The sequence below is a fragment of the Stenotrophomonas sp. CASM101 genome (assembly GCF_049384845.1).
GTDB lineage: Bacteria > Pseudomonadota > Gammaproteobacteria > Xanthomonadales > Xanthomonadaceae > Stenotrophomonas > Stenotrophomonas hibiscicola.
Map to the genome: position 1 here is coordinate 78,405 of NZ_JBMRFR010000013.1, position 22,953 is coordinate 101,357.

22 protein-coding genes are annotated in these 22,953 nt (G+C 67.2%); 16 read left to right on the forward strand and 6 right to left on the reverse strand.

The features are described 5' to 3' along the window. The first annotated feature begins 283 nt into the window (after window positions 1-283). From VG543_RS16355 to VG543_RS16395, 9 genes are all read left to right on the forward strand, one after another. Window positions 284-1,717 carry a Do family serine endopeptidase gene (locus VG543_RS16355; RefSeq protein WP_019661805.1) on the forward strand — a complete coding sequence of 478 codons (1,434 nt, stop codon included), beginning with the start codon at window positions 284-286 and terminating at the stop codon, window positions 1,715-1,717. Between the two features lie 100 nt (window positions 1,718-1,817). Next, entirely contained in the window at window positions 1,818-2,183 is a 366-nt protein-coding gene (locus VG543_RS16360; RefSeq protein ID WP_010486932.1) for a hypothetical protein, read from the forward strand. 8 nt (window positions 2,184-2,191) lie between these two features. Continuing rightward, window positions 2,192-2,662, forward strand: a complete 471-nt coding sequence (locus VG543_RS16365) for a phage holin family protein (protein WP_019661806.1) — start codon at window positions 2,192-2,194, stop codon at window positions 2,660-2,662. Beyond that, a complete protein-coding gene (locus VG543_RS16370; protein WP_312543237.1) occupies window positions 2,659-3,126 on the forward strand; it encodes a protein sip-5 in 468 nt (155 codons plus the stop codon). The genes VG543_RS16365 and VG543_RS16370 overlap by 4 nt, the downstream gene beginning before the upstream one ends. 67 nt (window positions 3,127-3,193) lie before the next feature. Beyond that, window positions 3,194-4,303, forward strand: coding sequence for an AI-2E family transporter (locus tag VG543_RS16375; protein WP_019661808.1), 1,110 nt, complete (start codon window positions 3,194-3,196; stop codon window positions 4,301-4,303). 31 nt (window positions 4,304-4,334) lie between these two features. Then, window positions 4,335-5,054 carry an HAD family hydrolase gene (locus tag VG543_RS16380; protein WP_111101779.1) on the forward strand — a complete coding sequence of 240 codons (720 nt, stop codon included), beginning with the start codon at window positions 4,335-4,337 and terminating at the stop codon, window positions 5,052-5,054. 3 nt (window positions 5,055-5,057) lie between these two features. After that, window positions 5,058-6,425, forward strand: a complete 1,368-nt coding sequence (locus tag VG543_RS16385) for a leucyl aminopeptidase family protein (protein ID WP_021204734.1) — start codon at window positions 5,058-5,060, stop codon at window positions 6,423-6,425. A gap of 135 nt (window positions 6,426-6,560) precedes the next feature. Beyond that, the gene (locus tag VG543_RS16390; protein ID WP_021204733.1) at window positions 6,561-7,664 is read left to right on the forward strand and encodes a catalase family peroxidase; all 1,104 of its coding nucleotides are present in this window, start codon (window positions 6,561-6,563) and stop codon (window positions 7,662-7,664) included. Then, window positions 7,661-8,197: a cytochrome b gene (locus tag VG543_RS16395; protein WP_227845054.1), complete on the forward strand. Its 537-nt coding sequence runs from the start codon at window positions 7,661-7,663 to the stop codon at window positions 8,195-8,197. The genes VG543_RS16390 and VG543_RS16395 overlap by 4 nt, the downstream gene beginning before the upstream one ends. A gap of 570 nt (window positions 8,198-8,767) precedes the next feature. Here the strand turns inward: VG543_RS16395 and VG543_RS16400 are convergent. Genes VG543_RS16400 through VG543_RS16410 form a run of 3 tightly spaced genes read right to left on the reverse strand, consistent with a single transcriptional unit; the run spans window position 8,768 to window position 10,715 of the window. Beyond that, window positions 8,768-9,370, reverse strand: a complete 603-nt coding sequence (locus VG543_RS16400) for a response regulator transcription factor (protein WP_014645643.1) — start codon at window positions 9,368-9,370, stop codon at window positions 8,768-8,770. Continuing rightward, entirely contained in the window at window positions 9,367-10,590 is a 1,224-nt protein-coding gene (locus VG543_RS16405) for a sensor histidine kinase (RefSeq protein ID WP_021203849.1), read from the reverse strand. Before VG543_RS16405 ends, VG543_RS16400 begins: the two co-directional genes overlap by 4 nt. Further along, window positions 10,587-10,715 carry a hypothetical protein gene (locus tag VG543_RS16410; RefSeq protein ID WP_021203848.1) on the reverse strand — a complete coding sequence of 43 codons (129 nt, stop codon included), beginning with the start codon at window positions 10,713-10,715 and terminating at the stop codon, window positions 10,587-10,589. Before VG543_RS16410 ends, VG543_RS16405 begins: the two co-directional genes overlap by 4 nt. A 202-nt stretch (window positions 10,716-10,917) precedes the next feature. On the opposite strand from VG543_RS16410, the gene VG543_RS16415 reads away from it, so the two are divergent. From VG543_RS16415 to VG543_RS16430, 4 genes are all read left to right on the forward strand, one after another. Next, window positions 10,918-12,165 carry an efflux RND transporter periplasmic adaptor subunit gene (locus VG543_RS16415; RefSeq protein ID WP_423178787.1) on the forward strand — a complete coding sequence of 416 codons (1,248 nt, stop codon included), beginning with the start codon at window positions 10,918-10,920 and terminating at the stop codon, window positions 12,163-12,165. A 103-nt stretch (window positions 12,166-12,268) separates the two neighbouring features. Further along, window positions 12,269-12,958, forward strand: a complete 690-nt coding sequence (locus VG543_RS16420) for an ABC transporter ATP-binding protein (protein ID WP_004137569.1) — start codon at window positions 12,269-12,271, stop codon at window positions 12,956-12,958. 14 nt (window positions 12,959-12,972) lie between these two features. Further along, window positions 12,973-14,130, forward strand: coding sequence for an ABC transporter permease (locus VG543_RS16425; protein ID WP_019661818.1), 1,158 nt, complete (start codon window positions 12,973-12,975; stop codon window positions 14,128-14,130). A gap of 13 nt (window positions 14,131-14,143) precedes the next feature. Continuing rightward, complete coding sequence (locus VG543_RS16430; protein WP_423178786.1) at window positions 14,144-15,466, forward strand: ABC transporter permease; 1,323 nt, start codon at window positions 14,144-14,146, stop codon at window positions 15,464-15,466. A gap of 94 nt (window positions 15,467-15,560) precedes the next feature. On the opposite strand, the gene VG543_RS16435 is transcribed toward VG543_RS16430, so the two are convergent. Then, window positions 15,561-15,839, reverse strand: coding sequence for a YrhB domain-containing protein (locus tag VG543_RS16435; RefSeq protein WP_019661820.1), 279 nt, complete (start codon window positions 15,837-15,839; stop codon window positions 15,561-15,563). A 359-nt stretch (window positions 15,840-16,198) separates the two neighbouring features. Here VG543_RS16435 and VG543_RS16440 point away from each other — a divergent pair, with 359 nt between their 5' ends. Continuing rightward, a complete protein-coding gene (locus VG543_RS16440; protein ID WP_423178785.1) occupies window positions 16,199-19,024 on the forward strand; it encodes a TonB-dependent receptor plug domain-containing protein in 2,826 nt (941 codons plus the stop codon). Window positions 19,025-19,140: 116 nt separating this feature from the next. Here the strand turns inward: VG543_RS16440 and rarD are convergent, their stop codons facing one another. Together rarD and yedA are read right to left on the reverse strand one after the other, a co-directional pair. After that, window positions 19,141-20,037, reverse strand: a complete 897-nt coding sequence (gene rarD / locus VG543_RS16445) for an EamA family transporter RarD (RefSeq protein ID WP_019661822.1) — start codon at window positions 20,035-20,037, stop codon at window positions 19,141-19,143. After that, window positions 20,034-20,939 (reverse strand): drug/metabolite exporter YedA, encoded by a 906-nt coding sequence (gene yedA, locus VG543_RS16450; protein ID WP_423178783.1) that lies wholly within the window; start codon window positions 20,937-20,939, stop codon window positions 20,034-20,036. Before yedA ends, rarD begins: the two co-directional genes overlap by 4 nt. 223 nt (window positions 20,940-21,162) lie before the next feature. On the opposite strand from yedA, the gene VG543_RS16455 reads away from it, so the two are divergent. Beyond that, window positions 21,163-22,497 (forward strand): MFS transporter, encoded by a 1,335-nt coding sequence (locus VG543_RS16455; protein ID WP_171953278.1) that lies wholly within the window; start codon window positions 21,163-21,165, stop codon window positions 22,495-22,497. 67 nt (window positions 22,498-22,564) lie between these two features. Beyond that, window positions 22,565-22,864, forward strand: a complete 300-nt coding sequence (locus VG543_RS16460) for a hypothetical protein (protein WP_423178825.1) — start codon at window positions 22,565-22,567, stop codon at window positions 22,862-22,864. Window positions 22,865-22,953: the final 89 nt, after the last annotated feature.

Genomic DNA, 22,953 nt, shown 5'->3' on the forward strand with positions numbered 1-22,953 from the left:
CCCCCCCGCCCGGACGTAGCGAAAGGCATGCGATATGGCGCATCGCGGCATCGGGATGCGCAGAACTGCGCAAGCATCGGCCTGCATACCCACGCGCTTGGGCAGACGTCGGCACAGTGCGAGGAACCTCCGGCGTTGCCGCCTGCGGCCCACGGTAGCGATGCTGGACCGGGTTCCGGGCATGGCGTTTTCATGGCGCATTTATCCATATCGCGACACACTCATTCAGCTTGTTCTACCGTAGCGCCGTACCGCCCCCACCCACGCCAGCGAACCGACTCCCATGCGACCGCTTCCTACCCTGCTCACGCTCGCAATCGCCGCCGCCTTCGGTGGCTTCGTTGCCACCGGCATCAATGCCCACATGGACAACCGTGCCGACGCCGCGCCGCTGCCGGCGGTGTTGCCGACCACGGCGGCCTTGCCGGCTTCGGTGGCCGGTCAGGCGGTACCGTCGCTGGCACCGATGCTGGAAAAGGCAATGCCGGCGGTGGTCAGTGTCAACACCAAGCAGGTGGTGCGCGTGCGCAACCCCTTCTTCAACGACCCGTTCTTCCGCCGCCTGTTCCCGGACATCCCACAGGAACGCATCAACGAATCGCTGGGCTCGGGCGTGATCATCGACGCCAAGGAGGGGCTGGTGCTGACCAACCACCATGTCATCGACAACGCCGATGACGTACAGGTGACACTGGCGGACGGGCGCACGGTCAAGGCCGAGTTCCTCGGCTCGGACCGTGACACCGACATCGCGCTGATCCGCATCCCGGCGCAGAACCTGACCGACATCAAGCTCGGCAACAGCGACCAGCTGCGCGTAGGCGACTTCGTGGTGGCCATCGGCAACCCGTTCGGCTTCAGCCAGACCGTTACCTCGGGCATCGTTTCGGCGGTGGGCCGCAGCGGCATCCGCGGGCTGGGCTACCAGAACTTCATCCAGACCGATGCGTCGATCAATCCGGGCAACTCCGGTGGCGCGCTGGTCGACCTGCAGGGCCAGCTGGTCGGCATCAATACCGCCAGCTTCAACCCGCAGGGCAGCATGGCCGGCAACATCGGCCTGGGCCTGGCGATTCCTTCCAACCTGGCGCGCAGCGTGGTCGACCAGCTGGTCAAGCACGGCGTGGTGGTGCGCGGCACGCTGGGCGTGGAAAGCCAGAACCTGACCGCGCAGATCGCGCAGGGCCTGGGCCTGGGCGAAACCCGCGGTGCGCTGATCACCCGCGTGCTGGCCGGCTCGGCCGCCGCCGCAGCCGGGCTGAAGCCGGGCGACGTGGTGGTGTCGGCCAACGGCCAGCGCGTGGACAGCGCCGAGGCCCTGCACAACGTGGAAGGCCTGGCGGCCGTCGGCAGCGCGATGACGCTGGACGTACGCCGCGAAGGCAAGCCACTGCAGATCAAGGCGACACTGAAGGAACAGGCGCGCGCGGTCACCGGTGAGAGCCTGGACCCGCGCCTGACCGGTGCGACCTTCGTCGACCTGCCCGAGTCACTGCGCCAATCCGGTGTCGGCGGCGTGCTGGTCAGCGAGGTCAAGCGCGGCAGCCGCGCTGCCAGCAACGGCCTGCAGCAGGGCGACATCATCACCGACGCCACCGTGGGCGAATTCGCCGACCTGGCCAGTTGGCGCGCCAACTTCCAGCAACGCCCGCCGACCCTGGTGGTGCGCGTGCTGCGCAACAACGGCCAGCAGCAGGGCCAGCTCGTGATGCGCTGATCGCCCTGCCGTAACACCCCCTATACCCCGGCAATGCTATTGCTGTCAGTCCAGGTCGGCACCGCCGACGCCGTTCCCCCATCGCAACAGGAGTGATTCGATGAGCCCCACCAATACCGAGAACCTGAAGGAACACCTGGGTGAAGCCGGTTCCCACCTGAAGCAGGCCGCCAGCGCCGCCGGCGGTGCGATCAAGGGCGCCACCGGTGCCGCGACCGACGAACTGCGCATCGGCAAGGCCAACGTCAAGGCTGAACTGTCCGACAGCGCACTGTCCGGCCTGGCCGCTGCCGAGTTTGGTGGTGCCGCCGCCAAGGAGCAGGTCGATGCGCTGATGGACAAGGGCAAGGACCTGATCGACAGCGCCGCCGAATTGATCCGTGAGCGTCCGCTGGCCTCGTTCGGTGTTGCCTTCGCGGCCGGCTGGATCATCGCCAAGCTGGCCCGCGGCAGCAGCGACAAGTAAGCCGCGGCGTGAGCGAAGACAACGCGCAAGCCCCTGATCCGGCGGCTACCCCGCCGCTGGATGAGAGCATCCGCCAGGTCGGCGCGGCCGGTCGTGCCGCTGCCGACTCGGCCAAGCACTCGCTGCGTTCGCTGCGCCGGTTGGCCTCGGCCGACTTCGCGCTGGCACGCAGTGCCTTCGGCCGCGCGCTGGCTTGGGCCGGCGTAGCGATCGTATTTGGTGCGTCGGCCTGGCTGCTGATGGCCGCCACCCTTATCGCGCTGCTGCAAAGCTGGGGCCTGAGCTGGCTGCAGGCACTGCTGATCACCTCGCTGCTGAGCCTGGCCGTCACCGGTTATGCGATCTGGCGGGTGTCCTACTTCTTCCACCACACCGGCATGCACGCCACCCGGCGCCAGCTGTCCCGCCTGGGCCTGTTCGACGAGCCCAGCGAAGACGACCCCGATGCCGATGTGGAGCTGCCAGAGGGCAAGCCATGAAGTTCGGTGCGCTGCAGCGTCGGGTGAAGCGCTGCGAACAGGTGGTAACCGTGCGTCTGGTCGAGACCCAGGACCACTGGTCCACGCTCGGCCAGGTCTGGCGCCAGGGCTGGTCGCCACTACGCATCGTGGTAGTGGGCCTGGCCGGTGGCTTCATTGCCGGCAAGCTGGAAATGCCGGGCAAGGTCAACGGTGCGCGCTGGCTGCAGATGGTGGGTTCGGTCTCGAACCTGTTCGCCAGTGCGCAGGCGGCGTTCGCCACGGCGATGGCGGCGCAGGCGGCGGCCACCGCCGACGATGCGGCCGAAGAAGCCGGCGATGCCAGCGAACAGGCACACGCAGCGGCCTCCGCCGCTGAAGCACGGCCCGCAGCGGCAGCGCGAGCTGTGCCGGAGCCGGAGCCGGAACCGGACCTGCGCGGACCGCGCCCGGCCGAGGCGGCCACCGAGCTGTCCGAACGTTGATCCCTGGAATCCGCCGCGCCGGTCGCGGCCGGCGGATAATGCGCTCCCCTTTCCGGCTGATGCGTCGATGAGCGAGTCCTCCCTGTCCCCGTCACCGGCCGGCCACGACGCATCCGAGGCACCGCTGCCGCCCCCGTCGCGCCCACGCGGACCGATGTCGCTGGTGGTGCTGGCGACCCTGGCCGTGGGCTATACGCTATGGGCGGCGCAGGACATCATCCTGCCGGTGCTGCTTGCGATGTTCTTCGCGCTGGTCGGCAATCCCATCCTGCGCCTGCTGCAGAAGCTGTGGATCCCGCGCGCGCTGGGCGCGCTGTTGATCCTCGGTGCGGGCCTGGGCGTGACCGGTTCGCTGGCCGTGCAGCTGATCGGACCGGCGATGGAATGGGCGCAGGAAGCACCGCAGCAGCTGCGCAAGGTCGCCCGCCAGGTGCAGAACCTGACCAAGCCGGTGCAGCAGGCCAACCAGGCGGCGGAAAACTTCGCCCGTGTGGCCGGCGGTGACAGCAACCACAAGGTGCAGGTGATCCGCACCCAGCTCGACGACCCCTACCGCATGCTGACCCGTGCACCGCGGCTGGCTGCCTCGGTGTTGGCCGTGGTGCTGCTGACGCTGTTCTTCATGATCTACGGGCAGAGCCTGCAGCGCGCGGCGATCGCCCTGTTCCCCAACCGCCAGCAGCAGCGCTTCACTACGGACATCCTGCGTTCGATCGAACGCGAGGTCTCGCGTTACGTGCTGACCATCAGCGTGATCAACACCTTGGTCGGGCTGGTGTTCGCCGGCGTGCTGATGCTGCTCGGTATCGGCCTGCAGGAAGCGCTGCTGTGGGGCACGGTGGCCGCGCTGCTGAATTTTGCGCCGTATGTGGGTCCGCTGATCGGCGTGGCGCTGATGCTGTTGATGGGCTTCGTCGAGTTCCGCGACCCGCTGCAGGCCCTGCTGCCCGCAGCCGCCTACCTGGGCCTGCACACACTGGAAGGGCAGATGGTGACCCCGATCGTGCTGGGCCGTCGGATGAAGCTGTCGCCGCTGGTGCTGATCCTGGCGCTGATGGTGTTCGGCTGGGCCTGGGGCATGATCGGGCTGCTGCTGGCGGTGCCGCTGCTGGTGTGCATCAAGCTGGTGCTGGCACGCCTGGACGGCATGCAGGGCTGGGCACGCCTGCTGGAATGAAAGCCCGCGCGGGCAGGGGTAGAATGGCGGGGTGAATTTCCCCGTCCAAGCCATCACCCTCGACCTTGACGACACGCTGTGGCCGTTCGCTCCGATCGGCGCCCGCATCGAACAGGTCCTGCACACCTGGATGTGCGAACACAGCCCCGCTACCGCCGCGATGTATCCGGTGGAGGCGATGCGCGAACTGCGCGAGCGGCTGTACCACGCCCATCCGCACCTCCACCACGACCTGAGTGCGCTGCGCCGGCTGACCCTGCACGAAGCACTGCACACCAGCGGTGCCAGCCTCGATCTGCTGGAGCCTGCGTATGAAGTGTTCTACGCCGCACGCAACCAGGTGGAGTGCTATCCCGATGCGATCGATGCACTGGCACGGATTGCCGCGCGGGTTCCGGTGGCGGCGCTGAGCAATGGCAATGCCGACCTGGAACGGGTCGGCCTGGCCCATCATTTCGCCTTCCAGCTGGGTGCGCGCGAGCACGGCGCGGCCAAGCCCGAAGCCAGCATCTTCCACGCTGCCTGCACCCGACTGGGTGTCGCGCCGGCACAGGTACTGCATGTCGGCGATCATGCCGACATGGACGTGGCCGGGGCGATTGCCGCCGGCCTGCGCGGGTGCTGGATCAACCGCGAGGCAGCCACCTGGACCCATCCGCAGCTGCAGCCGGACCTGCAGTTCGACACCCTCACCGGCCTGGCCGACTGGTTGGATGCCAACCTCGACGCCGCCGCACTCCGGAGTACCTGACGCATGAGCGAGATCACTGGTTTCACTGCCGACACCGCCGCAGCGCTGCCGCTGTACGTGCTGGACCGCGAGCAGTTCGCCGCCTGGAAGGACGGCCAACCGGCCGCCACCCAGGCCTGGCTGGCATCGCAGGGCTTCACCGCCGGTGCCTTCACCACGGCGTTGCTGCCCGGCGCCGATGGCCTGTCCGGAGCGGTGATCGGTGTGGGTGATCGCGCCGATGCCTACAGCTATTCGCATGCCCCGCACGCCCTGCCGGAAGGCAGCGTGTGGCAGCTGGCCAACGAACTGCCGGCCGCCGAACAGGCGCTGCTGCAGCTGGGCTGGGGCTTGGGCAGCTACCGCTTCGACCGCTACCGCAAGCGCCACCGCGCACCGGCGCAACTGGTAGCCGCGCCGACCGGCGAGGTGGCCGACCTGATCACCGCCAGCCTGCGCGTGCGCGACTGGGTCAACACTCCCACCGAAGATATGGGCCCGCAGCAGCTGGAAGACGCTGCCCGCGCCCTGGCCGCTGCGCACGGCGCGCAGGTCGAGGCGATCACCGGTGACGAACTGCTGAAGCACAACTTCCCGGCCATCCACGCCGTGGGCCGCGCATCGCACCGCGCGCCGCGTCTGGTGGTGCTGCGCTGGGGCAAGGACACCGATCCGTCGCTGGTGCTGGTCGGCAAGGGCGTCTGCTTCGACACCGGCGGCCTGGACATCAAGCCGGCCGACGGCATGCGCAACATGAAGAAGGACATGGGCGGCGCCGCGCATGCGCTGGCCCTGGCCGGCCTGGTGATGGCACGCGGGCTGCCGGTACGTTTGACCCTGCTGGTGCCGGCGGTGGAAAACGCGATCGGTCCGGAGGCGTTCCGCCCGGGTGAAGTGATCGCCACCCGCAAGGGCCTGAGCGTGGAGATCGACAACACCGACGCCGAAGGCCGCGTGATCCTGTGCGACGCATTGACCTTCGCCGGTGAGCAGAAGCCGGACCTGGTGCTGGACTTCGCCACCCTCACCGGTGCCGCGCGCATCGCACTGGGCCCGGATCTGCCAGCGCTCTTCAGCAACGATGACACGGTGGCCCAGCAGTGGCTGCAGGCCGGTGACGCGACCCGCGACCCGGTCTGGCGCATGCCGCTGTGGCGCCCTTACCTGCGCTACCTGAGCAGCGGCATTGCCGACCTGGCCAACGCCGGTTCGCGCATGGCCGGCTCGGTGACCGCCGCGCTGTACCTGGAGCGCTTCCTGGAAGACGGCCAACGCTGGGCGCATCTGGACGTGTACGCCTGGAACGACGGCGAACGCCCGGGCCGTCCGGCCGGTGGCGAAGCGCTGGCGTTGCGCTCGGCGTGGGCGATGCTGAAGGCGCGCTACAGCTGATCGGGTGGGTGCCGACCTTGGTCGGCACGCCGTCCCCGGCAAACTTGACGAAAATTTGAATACCGGGCCTGGAAGGGTTCTGCGAGGATGTGTGGGTCGACCACCCACACGCTCCGTGAAGGCAGGACTCCGACCATGTCGCTCTTCCGCTACACCCGTGCCGGCCAGACGGCGGGCGCACCGCGCAGGCATTCGCCGCTGCTCTGGATCGCACTGATCGCGCTCATTCTGGGTGCCGTCGCGCTGGCCTTCGCCTGGCTGGCCGGCTGGATTGGAAACCGCCTCACCGCGCAGCGCTTCACCGATACCATCGAGGCCACCGGCCCGGCCCACCCGGGCTTCCGCCGCGCGCACAGCAAGGGCATCTGCGTGAGCGGCTGGTTCGAACCCAGTGCGCAGGCCCGCACCCTGTCCAGTGCACGGGTGTTCTCGCAGCGCCGCGTGCCGGTGATGGGCCGCCTGTCGATCGGCGGCGGCGACCCGTACGGCGCCGACAACACTGCACGCGTGCGCAGCCTCGCGGTGCAGATGGTCAGCGATGATGGGCAGGAATGGCGCATGGCGATGAACAGCTTCCCGTTCTTCGCGGTGCCCAGCGCCGAGGCGTTCTACGAGCAGACCCGCGCTTCCATTCCCGACCCGGCCACCGGCAAGCCCGACCCGCAGAAGATGGCTGCGGTTCTGGCGAAGTACCCCAGTGCGCAGGCCTTCCAGCAGTGGGCCAAGACGGCGCCGTGGACCAGCAGCTGGGCCGACACCACCTTCAACAGCGTCAACAGCTTCTGGTTCACCAATGCGCAGGGCCAGAAGCGCGCGGTGCGCTGGCGCTGGCAGCCGCAGGCGCCGGTGGTGGAGATGGATGCGGAAACGCGCAAGCAGGCCAGCGTCGATTTCCTCAGCCAGGAACTGCAGCAGCGCCTGGCCAACGGCCCGGTGCGCTGGAACCTGGTCGTGACCACCGCCGAGCCCGGCGATGCCATCGATGATCCGTCGGTGCCATGGCCCGAGTCGCGTGACCAGGTAGTGGCGGGCGTACTCAGCGTGGACCGCATGCAGTCGCAGGAACAGGGTGCCTGCGGTCAGATCAACTTCGATCCGCTGATCCTGCCCAGCGGCGTGCGCGGCAGTGACGATCCGATCCTGGCCGCCCGCTCGGCGGTGTATTCGCAGTCCTTCAACCGCCGCGAACGCGAGCGCGCCACCGGCAACGTCGAACAACCGAAGGAGGCCGCACGATGAGCATCGGCAACGGCCACTTCAACCTGCTGGCGCGGGTGCTGCACTGGTCCATGGCACTGATGATCATCGCCATGCTGTTCATCGGCGTGACCATGGTCGCCTCACTGCACCTGCGGCCAATGCTGATCGACCTGCACCGCCCGCTGGGCGTGGCGATCCTGCTGCTGGTACTCCTGCGCCTGTACAACCGCCTGCGCCATCGCCCGCCGCCGCTGCCTTCCGACCTGCCCGCCTGGCAGGTGCTGGCGGCCAAGGCCTCGCACTGGATGTTGTATGCGCTGATGCTGGCGATGCCGTTGATCGGCTGGGCGATGCTGTCGGCAGGCGGTTACCCGATCGTGCTGTGGGGCGGCCTGCACCTGCCGCCGATCGTGCCGCATACCCCGGCGCTGTATGCCGCGTTGCGTAATGCGCACAGTCTGTTGGCGTATGTGTTGTTCGCCACGGTGCTGATGCACGTGGGTGCGGCGCTGTTCCACCTGTGGGTGCGGCGCGATGGGGTGTTCCAGGCGATGGCGCGCGGGAAGGATTGATCGGGTTCGCCGGGAATTCCCGGCGGATCGTTTCCGCGACCGCGGGGGGTGTCACTTTTCTTTTCGCGCGAAAAGAAAAGTAACCAAAAGAAACGCGCCGCCAGAGCGCGAGCCGGTGCTGCGCACCGGTGCCCTGTGCTTCTCGGTGAATCAGGGGACGGCGCCGAACTCGCTACGCTCAAACACCGGCGCCTCTTCGCCCCTGATTCCCCTGCGATGCTCGGCTCGCTCAAGGCGGACCCAACATCAAGAGCGACAGCTGCACCCAGTAGATCCACGCCATGCGTGGATGCTGTTGATCTTGACCTTCCAGTCCGCCTTGAGCGAGCCGAGCACCGCAGGTCCGGCGAGGGCGAAGAGGTGCGGGTGTTTGAGCGCAGCGAGTTCCCGCGCCGTCCCTCGACGGACCGAGGAGCGCAGGGCACCGGCGTGCGAAGCACGCCGGCTCGCGGCCGGCGGAGCGTTTCTTTGGTTACTTTCTTTGCGCGCAAAGAAAGTGACACCCCTCCGCGGTCGCGGAAATGATCCGCCGGGCAGCGCCCGGCGCTACCAGTGCGGCGGCGCACGCCCCTACAACCACCCCTTCTGCCGCGCCAGCCGATACGCCTCGATCCGGTTGGCCACGCCCAGCTTGCCGATGCACTCGGACAGGTAATTGCGCACCGTACCGTGCGACAACCCCAGCTGCTCGGCAATCTCGCTGGCGGTTCGGCCCTCCCCTGCCAGACGCAGCACACGGCGCTCGCGGTCGGTCAGCGGATCGGCCTGCGACCACGCATCCAGCGCCAGCTGCGGGTCGATCGCACGGATGCCCTGTTTCACCTTGCGCAGTGCATCGGCCAGGTTCTCGGCCGGTGCGTCCTTCAGCAGGTAGCCCAGCACGCCCGCCTCCAGCGCGCGGCGCAGGAAACCGGCGCGGGCGAAGGTGGTCACGATCACCACCTTGATCGGCAGCTCGTGACGCGCGATGCGCTGGGCAAGCTCGAGCCCGGACAGGCCCGGCATCTCGATGTCGGTGACCAGGATGTCAGGCTGCAGCTGCTGCAGCATGCGCCACGCGGTTTCGCCGTCGGCGGCGCTGCCCAGCACCTCGATATCCGGCTCCAGGCCCAGCAACGCCGACAGTGCACCGCGCACCATCGCCTGGTCCTCGGCCAGCAGGATGCGGATCATGCGGCACCGTCCTGCACCAGCGACGACGGCGTGCCTGGCGGCAACGGTGTGGTCGCGGCAGCCAGTGGCACGCGCACGGTCAGCAGCGTGCCCTCGCCCTTTGCGGACTGAACCTGAAGGTTGCCCCCCAGGGCGGCCACGCGTTCGCGCATGCCGCACAACCCGTTGCCCTCGGCCTGCACGCCGCCACGACCATCATCGCGGATCTGCATCGCCAGCATGCGTCCTTCCAGCATGAATTCCACCCGTGCCTGTGTCGCCTGTGCATGGCGCACGATGTTGGTCGCGGCCTCGCGCAGCACCAGCGCCAGACCGCGTTCGACATCCACCGGCATCGCCGGTGGTGGTGCGTATTGAAGGTGGACCTGCTGGCACTCCAGCAGCAGCCGCGCCGACGCCAGCTCACCGGCCAGGTCACTGGCGCGGATACCGGTGACCGCGCTGCGCACCTGCGCCAGCGCTTCGCGGGCAATGTCCTCGGCTTCGCCGATTTCCTGCCGCGCCCGCGCGTCGCCACGATCGTGCAGCTTGCGGGCCAGTTCCAGCTTCAACGTGATCAACGACAGGGTGTGGCCGAGCAGGTCGTGCAGGTCGCGGCCGATGCGTTCGCGCTCGGCGGTGGCTGCGAGCCGCCGCACCTCGTCCTGCGACAGCTGCAGTGCCGCATCCTTCTGCTGGTTGAGTGCCTCCACGTTCACGACCAACCCGACGATATAGGACACGGCGGGGATCCAGACCAGGCTCTGCCACGGGTACTGGAACAGCAGTGCGAGGCCGCAGAACAGGAGGTTCAGGCCAGTGAGCTGCAGCAGGTACTGCCACCAGCCACCGCGTCCGCTCACCCGCAGCAGCACGCAGCCGAACACGAAGTAGGTCAACCCGGACGGGTACCACGGCAGCAGCACCAGCGACATCCCGATCAGGCCCAGGGCATAGCGCGGCGCGTGATGGCGTGGCGCCACCATCACCTTGGCGTACAGCAGCAGGAACACCGGATAGCTGGCCACTGTAAGCAGCAGCCAGCGCAGGGTGAAGCCATGGCCGAGCAAGGGCGTCAGGAAGATCCACACCGACCACAGCAGGTGGATCGCCTCGCTCCAGGGTGATTTTCCCCGGCGCAGCGTCTCGGCCACCGCCGAGTCCGGCGCGGGGCGCAGCAGGGAGGCAAGCCAGGTGGACGGCACAGGCGGTTCCAGGCGGGGATGATCGCCGCCGATCATGCCAGTTCGGCTGGCTGCGCGCAGGCGCCACCGCCGGCAAGATGGCACCGGCGCAACCCGCCGCAGATCACGGTACGCTTGGCGGTACCGCTGCAGCGGGCCAGCGATGGGGTGGTCGGATCCATGAGCGGTACCGGCAGCGGGGACGTTGCCATCCTGTGCCGCCGCGGTCACATTTCGCAGTTGCCGCCGTCAGTGTCATCGGGTGACAGCTGTCACTGCCGTCATCGCTGTGCCTGCCTTCATGCTGTGCCGCACGCTCCACCGCCGGAACCGCCGCCGTCCGCGCTTCCGGCCACACCCGCCCGAACGCCTGTGATGGAACGAATGAACGCTTCTGCCGAGCTGTTGAAGGAACTCCGTATCGACCGCAAGTCGCCGCCGCCCGCCTCCGGCGGCAGTGGCGGTGGCCGCCGCTGGCTGTGGATCGCGATCATCGTGGTCGTGTTGTTGCTGGCCGCTGTCGGCTTCGCCCTGTTCGGGCGTACGCCGGCAGTGGACGTGGAAACCGCCCCCGCCGTGGCCATCCAGCAGGGCAGCGCCAGCAGTTCGGTGCTCGACGCCAGTGGCTACGTGGTCGCCCGGCGCATGGCCACGGTCTCGGCCAAGATCACCGGCAAGGTGCGCGAGGTGATGATCGAGGAAGGCATGCGGGTCGAGGCTGGCCAGGTGATGGCCACGCTGGACCCGATCGATGCCGACGCGCAGCGCAGCCTGTACGCCTCGCAACTGCAGGCCGCACGCAGCCAGGTGGCCGGGCTGGAAGCGCAGCAGAAGCAGGCGGCCGCTGAAGCCAGCCGCCTGCAGGCACTGGTCGGCCAGCAGCTGGTGTCGCGCTCGCAGTACGACCAGGCGGTGGCCCAGCGTGACAGCCTGCGTGCACAGCTGGACACCGCACAGCGCAACGTCAAGGTGGCCAACGACCAGTTGGCCATCGCCGATCTGGGCGTGGACAACAACATCGTGCGCGCGCCGTTCTCCGGCGTGGTCACTGCCAAGGCCGCGCAGCCCGGCGAAATCGTCTCGCCGCTGTCGGCGGGCGGTGGGTTCACCCGTACCGGCATCGGCACCATCGTCGACATGGACTCGCTGGAGATAGAAGTCGAGGTCGGCGAGGCCTTCATCGGCCGCGTGCAACCGAAGATGCCGGTGGAAGCCACGCTCAACGCCTACCCCGAATGGAAGATTCCCGGCGAGGTGATCGCCATCATCCCCACCGCCGACCGCGGCAAGGCCACGGTGAAGGTGCGCGTGGCGCTGAAGGTGAAGGACCCGCGCATCGTGCCGGAAATGGGCGTGCGGGTCAGCTTCCTGGAACAGGCACAGCCGCAGGCCACAACCAAACCGCAGGGCGTGCGCGTACCGGCTGGCGCCGTGGTCCAGCGCGAGGGCGCCTCGGTGGCCTTCGTACTGGGTGACGAGAACCGCGTGCAGCAGCGCACGGTCGAGGCTGGCCAGGCGATGGGCAAGGACCGCCAGATCCTCAAGGGCGTGAGCGCAGGTGAATCGGTGGTGCTGAACCCGCCGGACACCCTGCGCGATGGCGCCAAGGTGCAACAGAAACAAGCGCAGTAGCGGCCTGGCGCCCACGGGCGCCGCCGGCAGCACCGCTCGACGCACGCCTGCGGCCCCCTGCCGTGGCGCTTCCCCGTTTCCCGCCTTCCGTGGAGAACCACCCATGTCGACCCTGGTTTCACTGCGCAACATCACCAAGACCTACCAGCGTGGCCCCGAGAAAGTGCAGGTGCTGCACGGCATCGACCTGGACATCGCCAGCGGCGACTTCGTCGCGCTGATGGGTCCGTCCGGCTCGGGCAAGACCACCCTGCTCAACCTGATCGGCGGCCTGGACAACCCCAGCGGCGGCGAGATCAGCATCGAAGGCGAGCGCATCGACCAGATGAGCGGCGGCCAGCTGTCGACCTGGCGCAGCCACCACGTCGGCTTCGTGTTCCAGTTCTACAACCTGATGCCGATGCTGACCGCGCAGAAGAACGTGGAGCTGCCGCTGCTGCTGACCCATCTCAATGCCGCGCAGCGCCGCCGCAATGCCGAGATCGCGCTGACCCTGGTCGGCCTGGCTGACCGCCGCAGCCATCGCCCCAATGAACTGTCCGGCGGCCAGCAGCAGCGCGTGGCGATCGCGCGGGCGATCGTCTCCGACCCGACCTTCCTGATCTGCGACGAACCCACCGGCGACCTCGACCGCCAGTCGGCCGAGGAGATCCTCGGCCTGCTGCAGCAGCTCAACCGCGAACACGGCAAGACCATCATCATGGTCACCCATGACCCGAAGGCCGCCGAGTACGCCACGCACACGGTGCACCTGGACAAGGGCGAGCTGGCCGACGCGCCGCTGGCCCACTGACGGAGGCCACGGCGATGAAATACTTCTCGTTGGTGTGGGCGCAGCTGTTCCGCAGCCGTACCCGCACGTTGCTGACCCTGCTCTCCGTGGTGGCCGCGTTCCTGCTGTTCGGCATGCTCGATTCGGTGCGCGTGGCATTCACCTCCGGCGGCAGCGTGGAAGGCGCCAACCGCCTGGTGGTCGCATCGCGGCTGTCGATCACCCAGTCGCTGCCGATCCGCCTGGAAACCCAGGTCCGCCAGGTGGCCGGCGTGCGCGACGTGGCCTATGGCATGTGGTTCGGCGGCATCTACCAGGACCCGAAGAACTTCTTCCCGAACTTCTCGGTGTCCCCCAACTACTTCGATGTCTACCGCGAGCTTCAGATCGACCCGGCACAGCTGGAAGACTGGAAGCAGACCCGTACCGGCGCCATCGTCGGCGAAACCCTGGCCAAGCAGTTCGGCTGGAAGATCGGCGACACCATCCCGCTGCAGGCCACGATCTTCCCGCGTGGCGGCAGCAACGACTGGCCGCTGGTGCTCAAGGGCATCTACCGTTCCAAGGACCGTGCGCTGGCCGCCAACGAAGAACGCCAGCTGATGATGAACTGGAAGTACTTCGATGAATCCAACGACTACATCAAGAACCAGGTGAGCTGGTACACGGTGACGCTGGACAACCCGGACCACTCTTCGCGGGTGGCGCAGGCGATCGACGCGATCTCGGCCAACTCCGACCACGAGACCAAGACCCAGACCGAATCGGCGTTCCAGCAGGCCTTCGTCAAGCAGTTCGCGGATATCGGCATGATCGTCACCTCGATCATGGGTGCGGTGTTCTTCACCCTGCTGCTGTTGACCGGCAACACCATGGCGCAGGCGGTGCGTGAGCGCGTGCCGGAGCTGGCCACGCTGAAAACGCTGGGCTTCAAGGACGGCACCGTGCTGACCCTGGTGATGGTGGAGTCGGTGCTGCTGATCGGCCTGGGCGGCCTGATCGGCATGGGCCTGGCCGCCCTGATCCTGCCGGCGATCGGCCCGAAGAGCATGGGCATGCTGCCGCCGCACGTGCCGACGCCAACCTGGCTGATGGGGCTGGGCCTGATCGTGGTGATCGGCATCATCGTCGGCCTGTTGCCGGCGCTGCGTGCCAAGCGCCTGAAGATCGTCGACGCACTGGCCGGTCGCTGAGGAGAACACAGACATGTTCAAGAGCAAACTCAAGAAGTGGCTGGGCAACGGCATAACCGTGCTGCTGCTTGTGATCGGCCTGGTGCTGTGGATCAGCCTGCCGTGGATCGGCGTGCTGGCCGTGGCCGTGCTGGTGGCGCTGTGGCTGCTGCTGACCCGCGGCGGACGGCTGGCGTTGGCCGCCACCCGCATCGGCGTGGCCAGCCTGCCGCAACGCTGGGGCGCATCGTCGGTGATCGTGGTCGGCATTGCCGGCGTGGTCGGCGTGCTGGTGGCGATGCTGGCGATGGGCGAAGGCTTCCAGGCCACGCTCAACAACACCGGCGATGACACCACAGCCATCGTGCTGCGCGGTGGCTCGCAGGCCGAGACCAACTCGGTGATCACCCGCGAGCAGGTACCGATGCTGTCCACCCTGCCCGGCATTAGCCGCGATGCGCAGGGCCGGCCGTTGCTGTCACCGGAACTGTCGCAGGTGGTCAACCTGGTGTCCAAGTCCGACGGCACCGACGTCAACGCGCAGTTCCGCGGCGTCGGTCCGCAGGCCTGGGCCGTGCATGACAAGGTCAAGATCATCGAAGGCCGCAGGTTCGCAACCGGCCTGCGCGAGATCGTGGTCGGCCAGGGTGCCAAGGGCCAGTTCCGCGACATGGACGTGGGCAGGACGCTGACCCTGGGGAATCAGACCTGGACCGTGGTGGGTGTGTTCGCCACCGGCGATGCGCACGATTCGGAGCTGTGGACCGACGCCGATACACTGGCCACCACCTACCAGCGCAGCGCCTGGCAGTCGATCAGCGTGCGTACCGAGGGCAAGGCCGGCTTCGAGCAGTTCAAGGCAGCAGTCGCCGCCGACCCACGCCTGAAGCTTGACGTGGAAACCACCCGTGTCTACTACAGCAAGCAGGGCGGTGGGCTGACCAAGCTGATCGACATCCTCGGCAAGGTGATCGGCACGATCATGGCGGTGGGTGCCGTGTTCGGCGCACTCAACACCATGTATGCGGCAGTGGCCACCCGTGCGCGCGAGATCGCCACCATGCGCGCGATCGGTTTCCGCGGCCTGCCGGTGGTGACGGCGGTGATGCTGGAAACCATGCTGCTGGCGCTGCTGGGTGGCCTGCTCGGCTGTGCGGTGGCGTGGCTGGTGTTCAACGGCTACAGCGTGTCCACCATCGGCAGCAACTTCAGCGCGGTGGTGTTCAAGTTCCATGTATCGCCGGAACTGCTGTGGACCGGACTGAAATGGGCGCTGGGCATCGGCCTGGTCGGCGGCCTGTTCCCGGCGCTGCGCGCGGCACGTTTGCCGATCACCACGGCGCTGCGCGAAACCTGAGCATCACGCAGCGGCATTTCGCGCATCCTGCAGGGACGGAGCGAAGGCTCCGTCCCTTTCAGGTTGCCGAACTCAGACATCCGCCGCCGCAGCATCAAACGGCGGGGCCGCGCGCGGCCAGATGCTGGCGAAGGACTTCCTCGGGCGGATACGCCGTGCCCAGCGCGTGCTGCTCGCCTGTGTGCCGGTCGACGAAGATCGGCCCATTGCCGGCCAATGCATCCGAGATTTCGCCGGATTGCAGGTAGCGCAGCGACTGGAAGCAGAACAGCCAGCCTTCGACCACTTCGTGCTCATGCGTGATGGCAACCGGCTCATCGTCGCTGGCAAGTGCAGCCTCCACGCGACGGCGTGCTTCTTCAAGCTGGATCATTCCTTCATCTCCTGCCTTCGATGACGAGGCGAAGAGCATTTCATGCGGGCAGATGCATCACAACGACTGCGCGCCTGCATACAAGCGCGTACTGCGACGCGTTGTCGCAACCACTCAAGCGTGCCAGCTTCGTGCCGCTATCGATGCCTCTGCCCATCGCAAACGCAGCGCGCGTGACGCCGTGCACAGCGCATCTGTGGATTGTTGGTTGCGATTCATGTTCACGCACATTCCGCAGCATCGCGACAAACAGTTGCGAATGAAAACACTCTAGAATCCGGCCCCCCCACGTTGGTTTGCAGCACCCCACGCGCCCACAGAACGGGCGCATGTTTTTTCTGAAACACGAGATTTCACGGATGTCCCTGAAGACCACCCCGCTGCGCAACGCGATCGTCATCGCGCTGGCCGCCAGCTGCACTACCCCCGCCTTCGCACAGGATGCGGGCGACAACACCACCAACCTCGACCGCATCGAAATCACCGGCTCGCGCATCCGCCAGGCCAGTGTCGAAACTGCCCAGCCGGTGGTCGCACTCAACCGCGCCGAGATCGAGAAGAAGGGCTACGTCAACGTCGCCGACATCCTGCAGGATGTCACCGCTGCCGGCTCGCCAAGCATGAGCCGCGCGTCGTCGCTGACCTCATCGCGCGATTTCGGCGGAATGTATGTCAGCCTGCGCAACCTGGGCCCGGAACGCAGCCTGGTGCTGATCGACGGCCGCCGCATGGGCGTCAGCGCCGGCGGTTATTCCGACCTGGCCTCGATCCCGTCGGCCATCGTCGAGCGCGTGGAAGTGCTGACTGACGGTGCTTCGGCCCTGTACGGCTCGGACGCCATCGCCGGTGTGGTCAACATCATCACCCGCAAGAACTTCGATGGTGGCGAAGCCAGCGTCTACGTCGGCCAGTACGGTGAAGGCGACGGCCAGAAGCGCTCCTACAGTGCCACTTTCGGCAAGACCTTCGACCGCGGTTGGTTCAGCGTTGGCGCCGAGCGCACCAAGGAAGACGAAGTGATGGGCGGCGCGCGCGAGTTCAGCCGCTACGTCAACGGTCCGCGCCATCCGAACGATGGCCTCAACGGCACCACGCCGTGGGGCAGCGTCACCGTCGGCGGCAAGCCGCTGACCGTCGGTCCGGGCGGCGACCCGACCAGCGCCGGCAACTTCCACGCGCCGAACCCGGCCGATGGTGCCAACACCAAGACCAACATGAGCCTGCTGACCGGCCTGGAGCGCACCTCGGTGTTCGCCAACGGCGGCTTCTCGATCACCGATGACCTGCGCATCGTTGCCGATGCCATGTACAGCAAGCGCGAATCGACCAAGCACCTGGCCGGCTACCCGTACTCGGTCACCGCCACACAGGCGCGCAACGGCAGCCGCGCCGCCCTGTCCAAGGACAGCGCGTTCAACCTGTGGCAGCAGGACGTGCTGTTCTCGCACCGCACCGAAGAAATGCTGCGTGGCACCGAGAACACCCTGGAAACCAAGCGCGGCAGCCTGGGCCTGGAAGGCAGCTTCGAAACCGGCTCGCGCTACTGGGACTGGAACGTCAGCTACACCTACAACCGCAATGAAGGCGAGCGCGTTGGTACCGGCAGCATGTACCAGCCGAACGTCAACCTGGCCGTCGGCCCGTCCTTCATCGAGAACGGCGTGGCCTACTGCGGTACCCGCGATGCGGTGATCGCCGGCTGCGTGCCGTGGAACCCGGCCGCGCCGATGGGCTACACCGGCCCGGGCTCGCTGAGCAACCAGGACGTGCAGGACTACCTGTTCGCCCGCTACGTGGACAAGAGCCAGACCACCACCAAGGTGGCCAGCGCCAACATCTCCGGCTCGCTGTTCTCGCTGCCGGCCGGCGACGTCATGGCCGCGATGGGCTTCGAGCACCGCAGTGAAGAAGCGCGCTACACCCCGGACCTGATGGTGCAGGACGGCCAGATCGCCGGCACCACCGGCAAGCCGACCCAGGGTGACTACTCGCTCAACGAGGTCTACCTGGAAATGCAGGTGCCGCTGCTGGCCGACATGGCCTTCGCCCGCGAGCTTTCGCTGGACGTTGCCGGTCGCTACTCGGACTACAACAATTTCGGTTCCACCACCAACAGCAAGTTCGGCGTGAAGTGGAAGCCGATCGACAGCCTGCTGGTGCGCGCCACCTACGGCACCGGCTTCCGTGCGCCGACCGTGGACGACCTGTACGGCGGCACTGTCAGCAGCCGTGACTCGTTCACCGACCCGTGCGATACCTCGTTCGGCACTGCCGCCACCAGCGCCGCCGTTGCCGCACGCTGCAAGGCCCTGAAGGTGCCGGCCAACTTCCGCCAGCTCAACAGCGACGGCAGCGTGGCCAGCAAGCCGGGCCAGCAGGCCACCACCGATTTCAACTCCGGTTCCAACCCGAACCTGAAGCCGGAAACCGCCAAGACCTGGACCGTGGGCCTGGTCTACAGCCCCGACTTCGTGCAGGGCCTGGACGTCAGCCTGGACTGGTGGAAGATCCGCATCGACAACGCCATCGTTGGCGAGTCGGCCACCAACATCCTGGAACAGTGCTACGTGCAGGGCTCGGACGCCGCCTGCGGCCGCTTCACCCGTGGCAGCAACGGCCAGGTCAACACGCTGGACCGTTCGCTGGTCAACGCCGGCTACCGCGAAACCGCCGGCTATGACATCAGCGCGCGCTACCGCCTGCCAGAAACCGCGTTCGGCAAGTTCGTCGTTACCTGGAACACCACCTATACCGACTATCTGGAGCAGCGCAACGACAACGCCGCGACCACGCCGGTGGAACAGCTGACCAGCTGGGGTGGCAACTTCCGTGTGCGCTCTACCCTCAACCTGGACTGGCAGTACGGCAACCTGGGCATCGGCTGGACTGCACGCTACTACTCCAGCATGAAGGAGAAGTGCTCCTACATGGACGAGTGCAACATGCCGGGCTTCAGCTCGGCCTACACCGATGCCTCGCCGACCAACAAGGTGGGTTCGAACACCTTCCACGACCTGCAGGTGCGTTACGCCCTGCCGTGGGACGGCACTGTCTCGCTGGGCCTGAACAACGTGTTCGACCACCAGGGTCCGATCATGTACAGCCAGCCCAACAGCAGCTTCGTCTACTACGGCGGCTTCGACATCGGTCGTTTCATGTACATGAAGTACCAGCAGCGCTTCTGAGCCTGCACCCGCGTTCCCGCCACCGCCATCTCTCTCCTGGCGGTGGATGGAAGCAGGGCGGCGCCCCCCGGGGCGCCGCTCTTTTTTTCATGCGTGCCAGTCGATCCGGCCCGGTGCTACCGCTTGGCGCGCATCGTGCGGATGTTGTCGCCGACGAACAGGATCAGGCCGGCCCAGATCGCGGCAAAGCCAATCGCCTTGCCGGCGTCGAAGGCTTCGTGGAAGAAGAACACGCCCAGCAGCAGCTGCAGGCTCGGCGCGATGTACTGCAGGATGCCGACCAGTGACAACGGAATGCGCTTCACGCCGTAGGCAAAGCCAATCAACGGTACCGCCGTCACCACACCGCCGAAGATCAGCAGCAGGTCGTTGCGCCAGCCCCAGCCGTGGAAGAACGCGCCACCATGACCATTTTCGGCCCAGATCGCGAAGCCCAGCGCCGGCAGGAACAGGTACATGCTCTCCACGCCAAGGCCCGCCACCGGATCGACCGAAACCAGCTTGCGCAGCAGGCCGTACAGGCCGAACGAACAGGCCAGGCCCAGCGCGATCCATGGTGGTGTGCCGGCATCGATGGTCAGCCAGGCCACGCCCACTGCCGCCATCGCCACCGCCACCCATTGCAGGCGGCGCAGCCGCTCCTTCAGCACCAGCACGCCCAGCAGCACGTTCACCAGCGGGTTGATGAAATAGCCCAGGCTGGTCTCGATCACATGGCCGGCGTTGACCGCCCAGATGTACAGGCCCCAGTTGAAGGCGATGGTCAGGCTCGAGACCAGCAGAATCGGCAGCGCGCGCGGCTGCGCAGCGATCTTCCGCCACCAGCCCAGGCGTGCGCTGAGCAGCAGCCAGCCCAGCACCAGCACGGTGCTCCAGATGATGCGGTGGGCGATGATCTGGAACGATGGCACCTCATTGAGCAGGTGCCAGTACACCGGCACCAGACCCCAGATGACGAAGGTGGAAGCCGTGACCAGCAGGCCACGGCGCTGTTCTTTCTCGTCCATGCTCATTTCTTGCGCGTCCTTGCCATTGTCAGTACCACCACACCCAGGAGAATCACCGCCATCGCCAGCAGGTCGCGCCAGCCGAAGCGCTCACCGTTGAGCAGCGCGCCCAGCAGCACCGCAATGACCGGATTGACGTATGCATAGCTGCCAGCCAGCGCCGGGCGCACGTTCTGCAGCAGCCACACGTAGGCGGTGAACGCGACGATGGAGCCGAACACGCACAGGTAGGCCATCGCCAGCAGGCCACCGGTATCGGGCAGCGTGGTCGGGCGCTCGCCGACCGCCAGGCCGATCAGCACCAGCAGCACACCGCCACAGATCATCTGCCCGGCGGCGGTCATGAACGGGCCCGGCAGGTCCAGTCCGCGTGCCCACACCGAGCCGAATGCCCAGCCGACCGGCGCGATCAGCAGCAGCACCAGCCCGGTCGGCGAGGCGGTCAGGCTGCTGCCTGCGTTGAGCCAGACCACGCCGAGGAAGCCGATGGCGATGCCCAGCCACTCACCGCGGCTGGCGTGCTGGCCGCGCAGCGCCGAGAACAGCGCCATCCACAGCGGCACCGAGGCCACCGCAGTGGCTGCCAGTCCCGAGGACACCTCGCGCTCGGCCAGCACCACCATGCCGTTGCCCAGCACCAGCATGGTCACGCCCATGATGCCCAGGTTGCGCCACTGCCGCAGGGTCGGGTTCGGCATCTTCCAGAACAGGCGCAAGGCCAGGAACATCAGGCCACCGGCAATGATGAACCGGCTGCCGGACACCATCGTCAGCGGCAGCGCGCCGCCGTGCAGGGCCTTGGCGATGCCCAGGTAGGTCGAGCCCCAGACCACGTAGACCAGCAGCAATGCCAGCGCAACAAGGCCACCCCGGGGGGCAGCCGCAGACGAATAGGGGGGAGCCGACATGACACACCAGGGAGCCGGGGGAAGGCGGATTCTAGGACGTTTTGAGTATGGTCCGGGACCCCATACGGTGGCACGCTGTCATCCATCCATGCACCCTGCTCTGGTCTGCTACCCCGTGTTGACGGCCCATGCAGTACCAAGAGGGCTGTCCGGCCGCGCCGCCCCAAGGCCGGGCGCCGTTTTCCCTGCGCACGGACGCGCCGCATCGAGGATTCCCACCCAGATGAGCACCACGTCCCATCCTGCCGTACCCGCGAACGACCGTGCCGCCCTGCGGCGTTCGATCTCCAACACCCTCAAAGGCTCCGCCGGCAACCTGGTGGAGTGGTACGACGTCTACGTGTACTCGGTGTTCGCCGTGTACTTCGAATCGCAGTTCTTCTCGCCGGACGACAAGAACTCCACCCTGTACGTGTGGGCGATCTTCGCCGCGACCTTCCTGATGCGCCCGATTGGTGCCTGGTTCTTCGGCCGCTTCGCCGACCGCCATGGCCGTCGCCTGGCGCTGACGGTCTCGGTCACGCTGATGGCACTGTGCTCGTTCCTCATCGCCATCACCCCCACCGCCGCCAGCATCGGCATCTGGGCCGCCGTGATCCTGCTGTTCGCGCGCCTGCTGCAGGGCTTCGCCACCGGCGGCGAATATGGCGCCAGCGCCACCTACATGTCCGAGGCCGCCATCCCGGGCCGCCGCGGCTTCCTGTCCTCCTTCCACTACGTCACCCTGGTCGGCGGCCATGTGCTGGCCCAGCTGACCCTGCTGCTGATGCTGACCTTCTGGGGCAAGCCGGAGATCTCCGAGTGGGGCTGGCGCATCGCATTCGGCATCGGCGGCATCGCCGCGGTGGTGGTGTTCTGGCTGCGCCGTGGCATGGACGAGTCGCTGTCGGAGTCGTCCATCGAGGCCGCGCGCGAGGGCAAGGCACAGAAATCCGGTTCGATGTACGAACTGTTCGTGCACCAGTGGCGGCCGCTGCTGCTGTGCTTCCTGATCACCGCCGGTGGCACCGTGGCCTTCTACACCTACTCGGTGAACGGCCCGAAGATGATCCAGAGCGCCTTCGCCGGCAACGATCCGATGACCGGCACCCTGATCAACCTGGGCGTGCTGGCGTTCCTGATGGTGCTGCAGCCGGTCGGCGGCTGGCTGTCTGACATCATCGGCCGCAAGACCCTGCTGGTGTTCTTCGGCGCCGGCGGTGTGCTGTACAGCTGGTACCTGATCACCCAGCTGCCGCACCAGCATGACGCCACCCTGGCCTTCCTGACCCTGGCACTGGGCTTCGTCATCCTCACCGGCTACACGTCCATCAACGCGGTGGTGAAGGCCGAGCTGTTCCCCACCCACGTGCGTGCGCTGGGCGTAGGCCTGGGTTACGCGCTGGCCAACTCGCTGTTCGGCGGCACCGCCCCGCTGCTGTACCAGGGCGCGCTGAAGACCGGCCACGTCGACTGGTTCGCCCTCTACGTGACTGCCACGATCGCGGTATCGTTGGTGGTCTATGTGTTCTTCCTTACCAACAAGGGCCCCAACTGGCTCGACGGCACCCGCAAGTAAGCGCGTTGCCCTGATCGCGGCCACCGGTGCACTGCCGGTGGCCGCTGCGTCTCCCGCTCCTCCACTGATGTGGATCGCGGCGGCGCTGGCCGCAGCCACGGCACTGGCCTGGCTGCTGCGCCGCCCCAGCGCACAGGCCGCATGGCCACGCATCGGTTTCGGGGTCGCCCTGCTGCTGTTCTGCGCCGCACTGGCGCTGCAGCTGGCAGTGGACCTGGGCAGCGGCCACAGCTCGCTGCAGCTGCGCCTGCATCGCGGCGTCAACGGCGGATCGCTGGTCGGCCTGCGCACGATGGTGGCGTGCTATCTGGCCGCGCTCGCGGCTGGTGGCTGGGGCGCGTGGGCGCTGTTGCGCCGGCGCAGGTAGTGCCGGCCGCTGATCGGCAATCGGCAATCGGTAGAGTCGACTGTTAGTCGACTGCTCTCTCGGTCGGCACCGAAAAACCCGCGCTGCGC

Bases quoted from the DNA above. Each gene is read 5' to 3' on its own strand.
- VG543_RS16355 (WP_019661805.1), top strand. From the start codon at position 284: ATGCGACCGCTTCCTACCCTGCTCACGCTCGCAATCGCCGCCGCCTTC.
- VG543_RS16370 (WP_312543237.1), top strand. From the start codon at position 2,659: ATGAAGTTCGGTGCGCTGCAGCGTCGGGTGAAGCGCTGCGAACAGGTG.
- VG543_RS16460 (WP_423178825.1), top strand. From the start codon at position 22,565: ATGTGGATCGCGGCGGCGCTGGCCGCAGCCACGGCACTGGCCTGGCTG.
- VG543_RS16435 (WP_019661820.1), bottom strand. From the start codon at position 15,839: ATGATCCAGCTTGAAGAAGCACGCCGTCGCGTGGAGGCTGCACTTGCC.
- VG543_RS16455 (WP_171953278.1), top strand. From the start codon at position 21,163: ATGAGCACCACGTCCCATCCTGCCGTACCCGCGAACGACCGTGCCGCC.
- VG543_RS16385 (WP_021204734.1), top strand. From the start codon at position 5,058: ATGAGCGAGATCACTGGTTTCACTGCCGACACCGCCGCAGCGCTGCCG.
- VG543_RS16440 (WP_423178785.1), top strand. From the start codon at position 16,199: ATGTCCCTGAAGACCACCCCGCTGCGCAACGCGATCGTCATCGCGCTG.
- VG543_RS16390 (WP_021204733.1), top strand. From the start codon at position 6,561: ATGTCGCTCTTCCGCTACACCCGTGCCGGCCAGACGGCGGGCGCACCG.
- VG543_RS16420 (WP_004137569.1), top strand. From the start codon at position 12,269: ATGTCGACCCTGGTTTCACTGCGCAACATCACCAAGACCTACCAGCGT.
- VG543_RS16375 (WP_019661808.1), top strand. From the start codon at position 3,194: ATGAGCGAGTCCTCCCTGTCCCCGTCACCGGCCGGCCACGACGCATCC.
- VG543_RS16415 (WP_423178787.1), top strand. From the start codon at position 10,918: ATGAACGCTTCTGCCGAGCTGTTGAAGGAACTCCGTATCGACCGCAAG.
- rarD (WP_019661822.1), bottom strand. From the start codon at position 20,037: ATGAGCATGGACGAGAAAGAACAGCGCCGTGGCCTGCTGGTCACGGCT.
- yedA (WP_423178783.1), bottom strand. From the start codon at position 20,939: ATGTCGGCTCCCCCCTATTCGTCTGCGGCTGCCCCCCGGGGTGGCCTT.
- VG543_RS16360 (WP_010486932.1), top strand. From the start codon at position 1,818: ATGAGCCCCACCAATACCGAGAACCTGAAGGAACACCTGGGTGAAGCC.
- VG543_RS16405 (WP_021203849.1), bottom strand. From the start codon at position 10,590: ATGATCGGCGGCGATCATCCCCGCCTGGAACCGCCTGTGCCGTCCACC.
- VG543_RS16430 (WP_423178786.1), top strand. From the start codon at position 14,144: ATGTTCAAGAGCAAACTCAAGAAGTGGCTGGGCAACGGCATAACCGTG.
- VG543_RS16425 (WP_019661818.1), top strand. From the start codon at position 12,973: ATGAAATACTTCTCGTTGGTGTGGGCGCAGCTGTTCCGCAGCCGTACC.
- VG543_RS16400 (WP_014645643.1), bottom strand. From the start codon at position 9,370: ATGATCCGCATCCTGCTGGCCGAGGACCAGGCGATGGTGCGCGGTGCA.
- VG543_RS16395 (WP_227845054.1), top strand. From the start codon at position 7,661: ATGAGCATCGGCAACGGCCACTTCAACCTGCTGGCGCGGGTGCTGCAC.
- VG543_RS16410 (WP_021203848.1), bottom strand. From the start codon at position 10,715: ATGGATCCGACCACCCCATCGCTGGCCCGCTGCAGCGGTACCGCCAAG.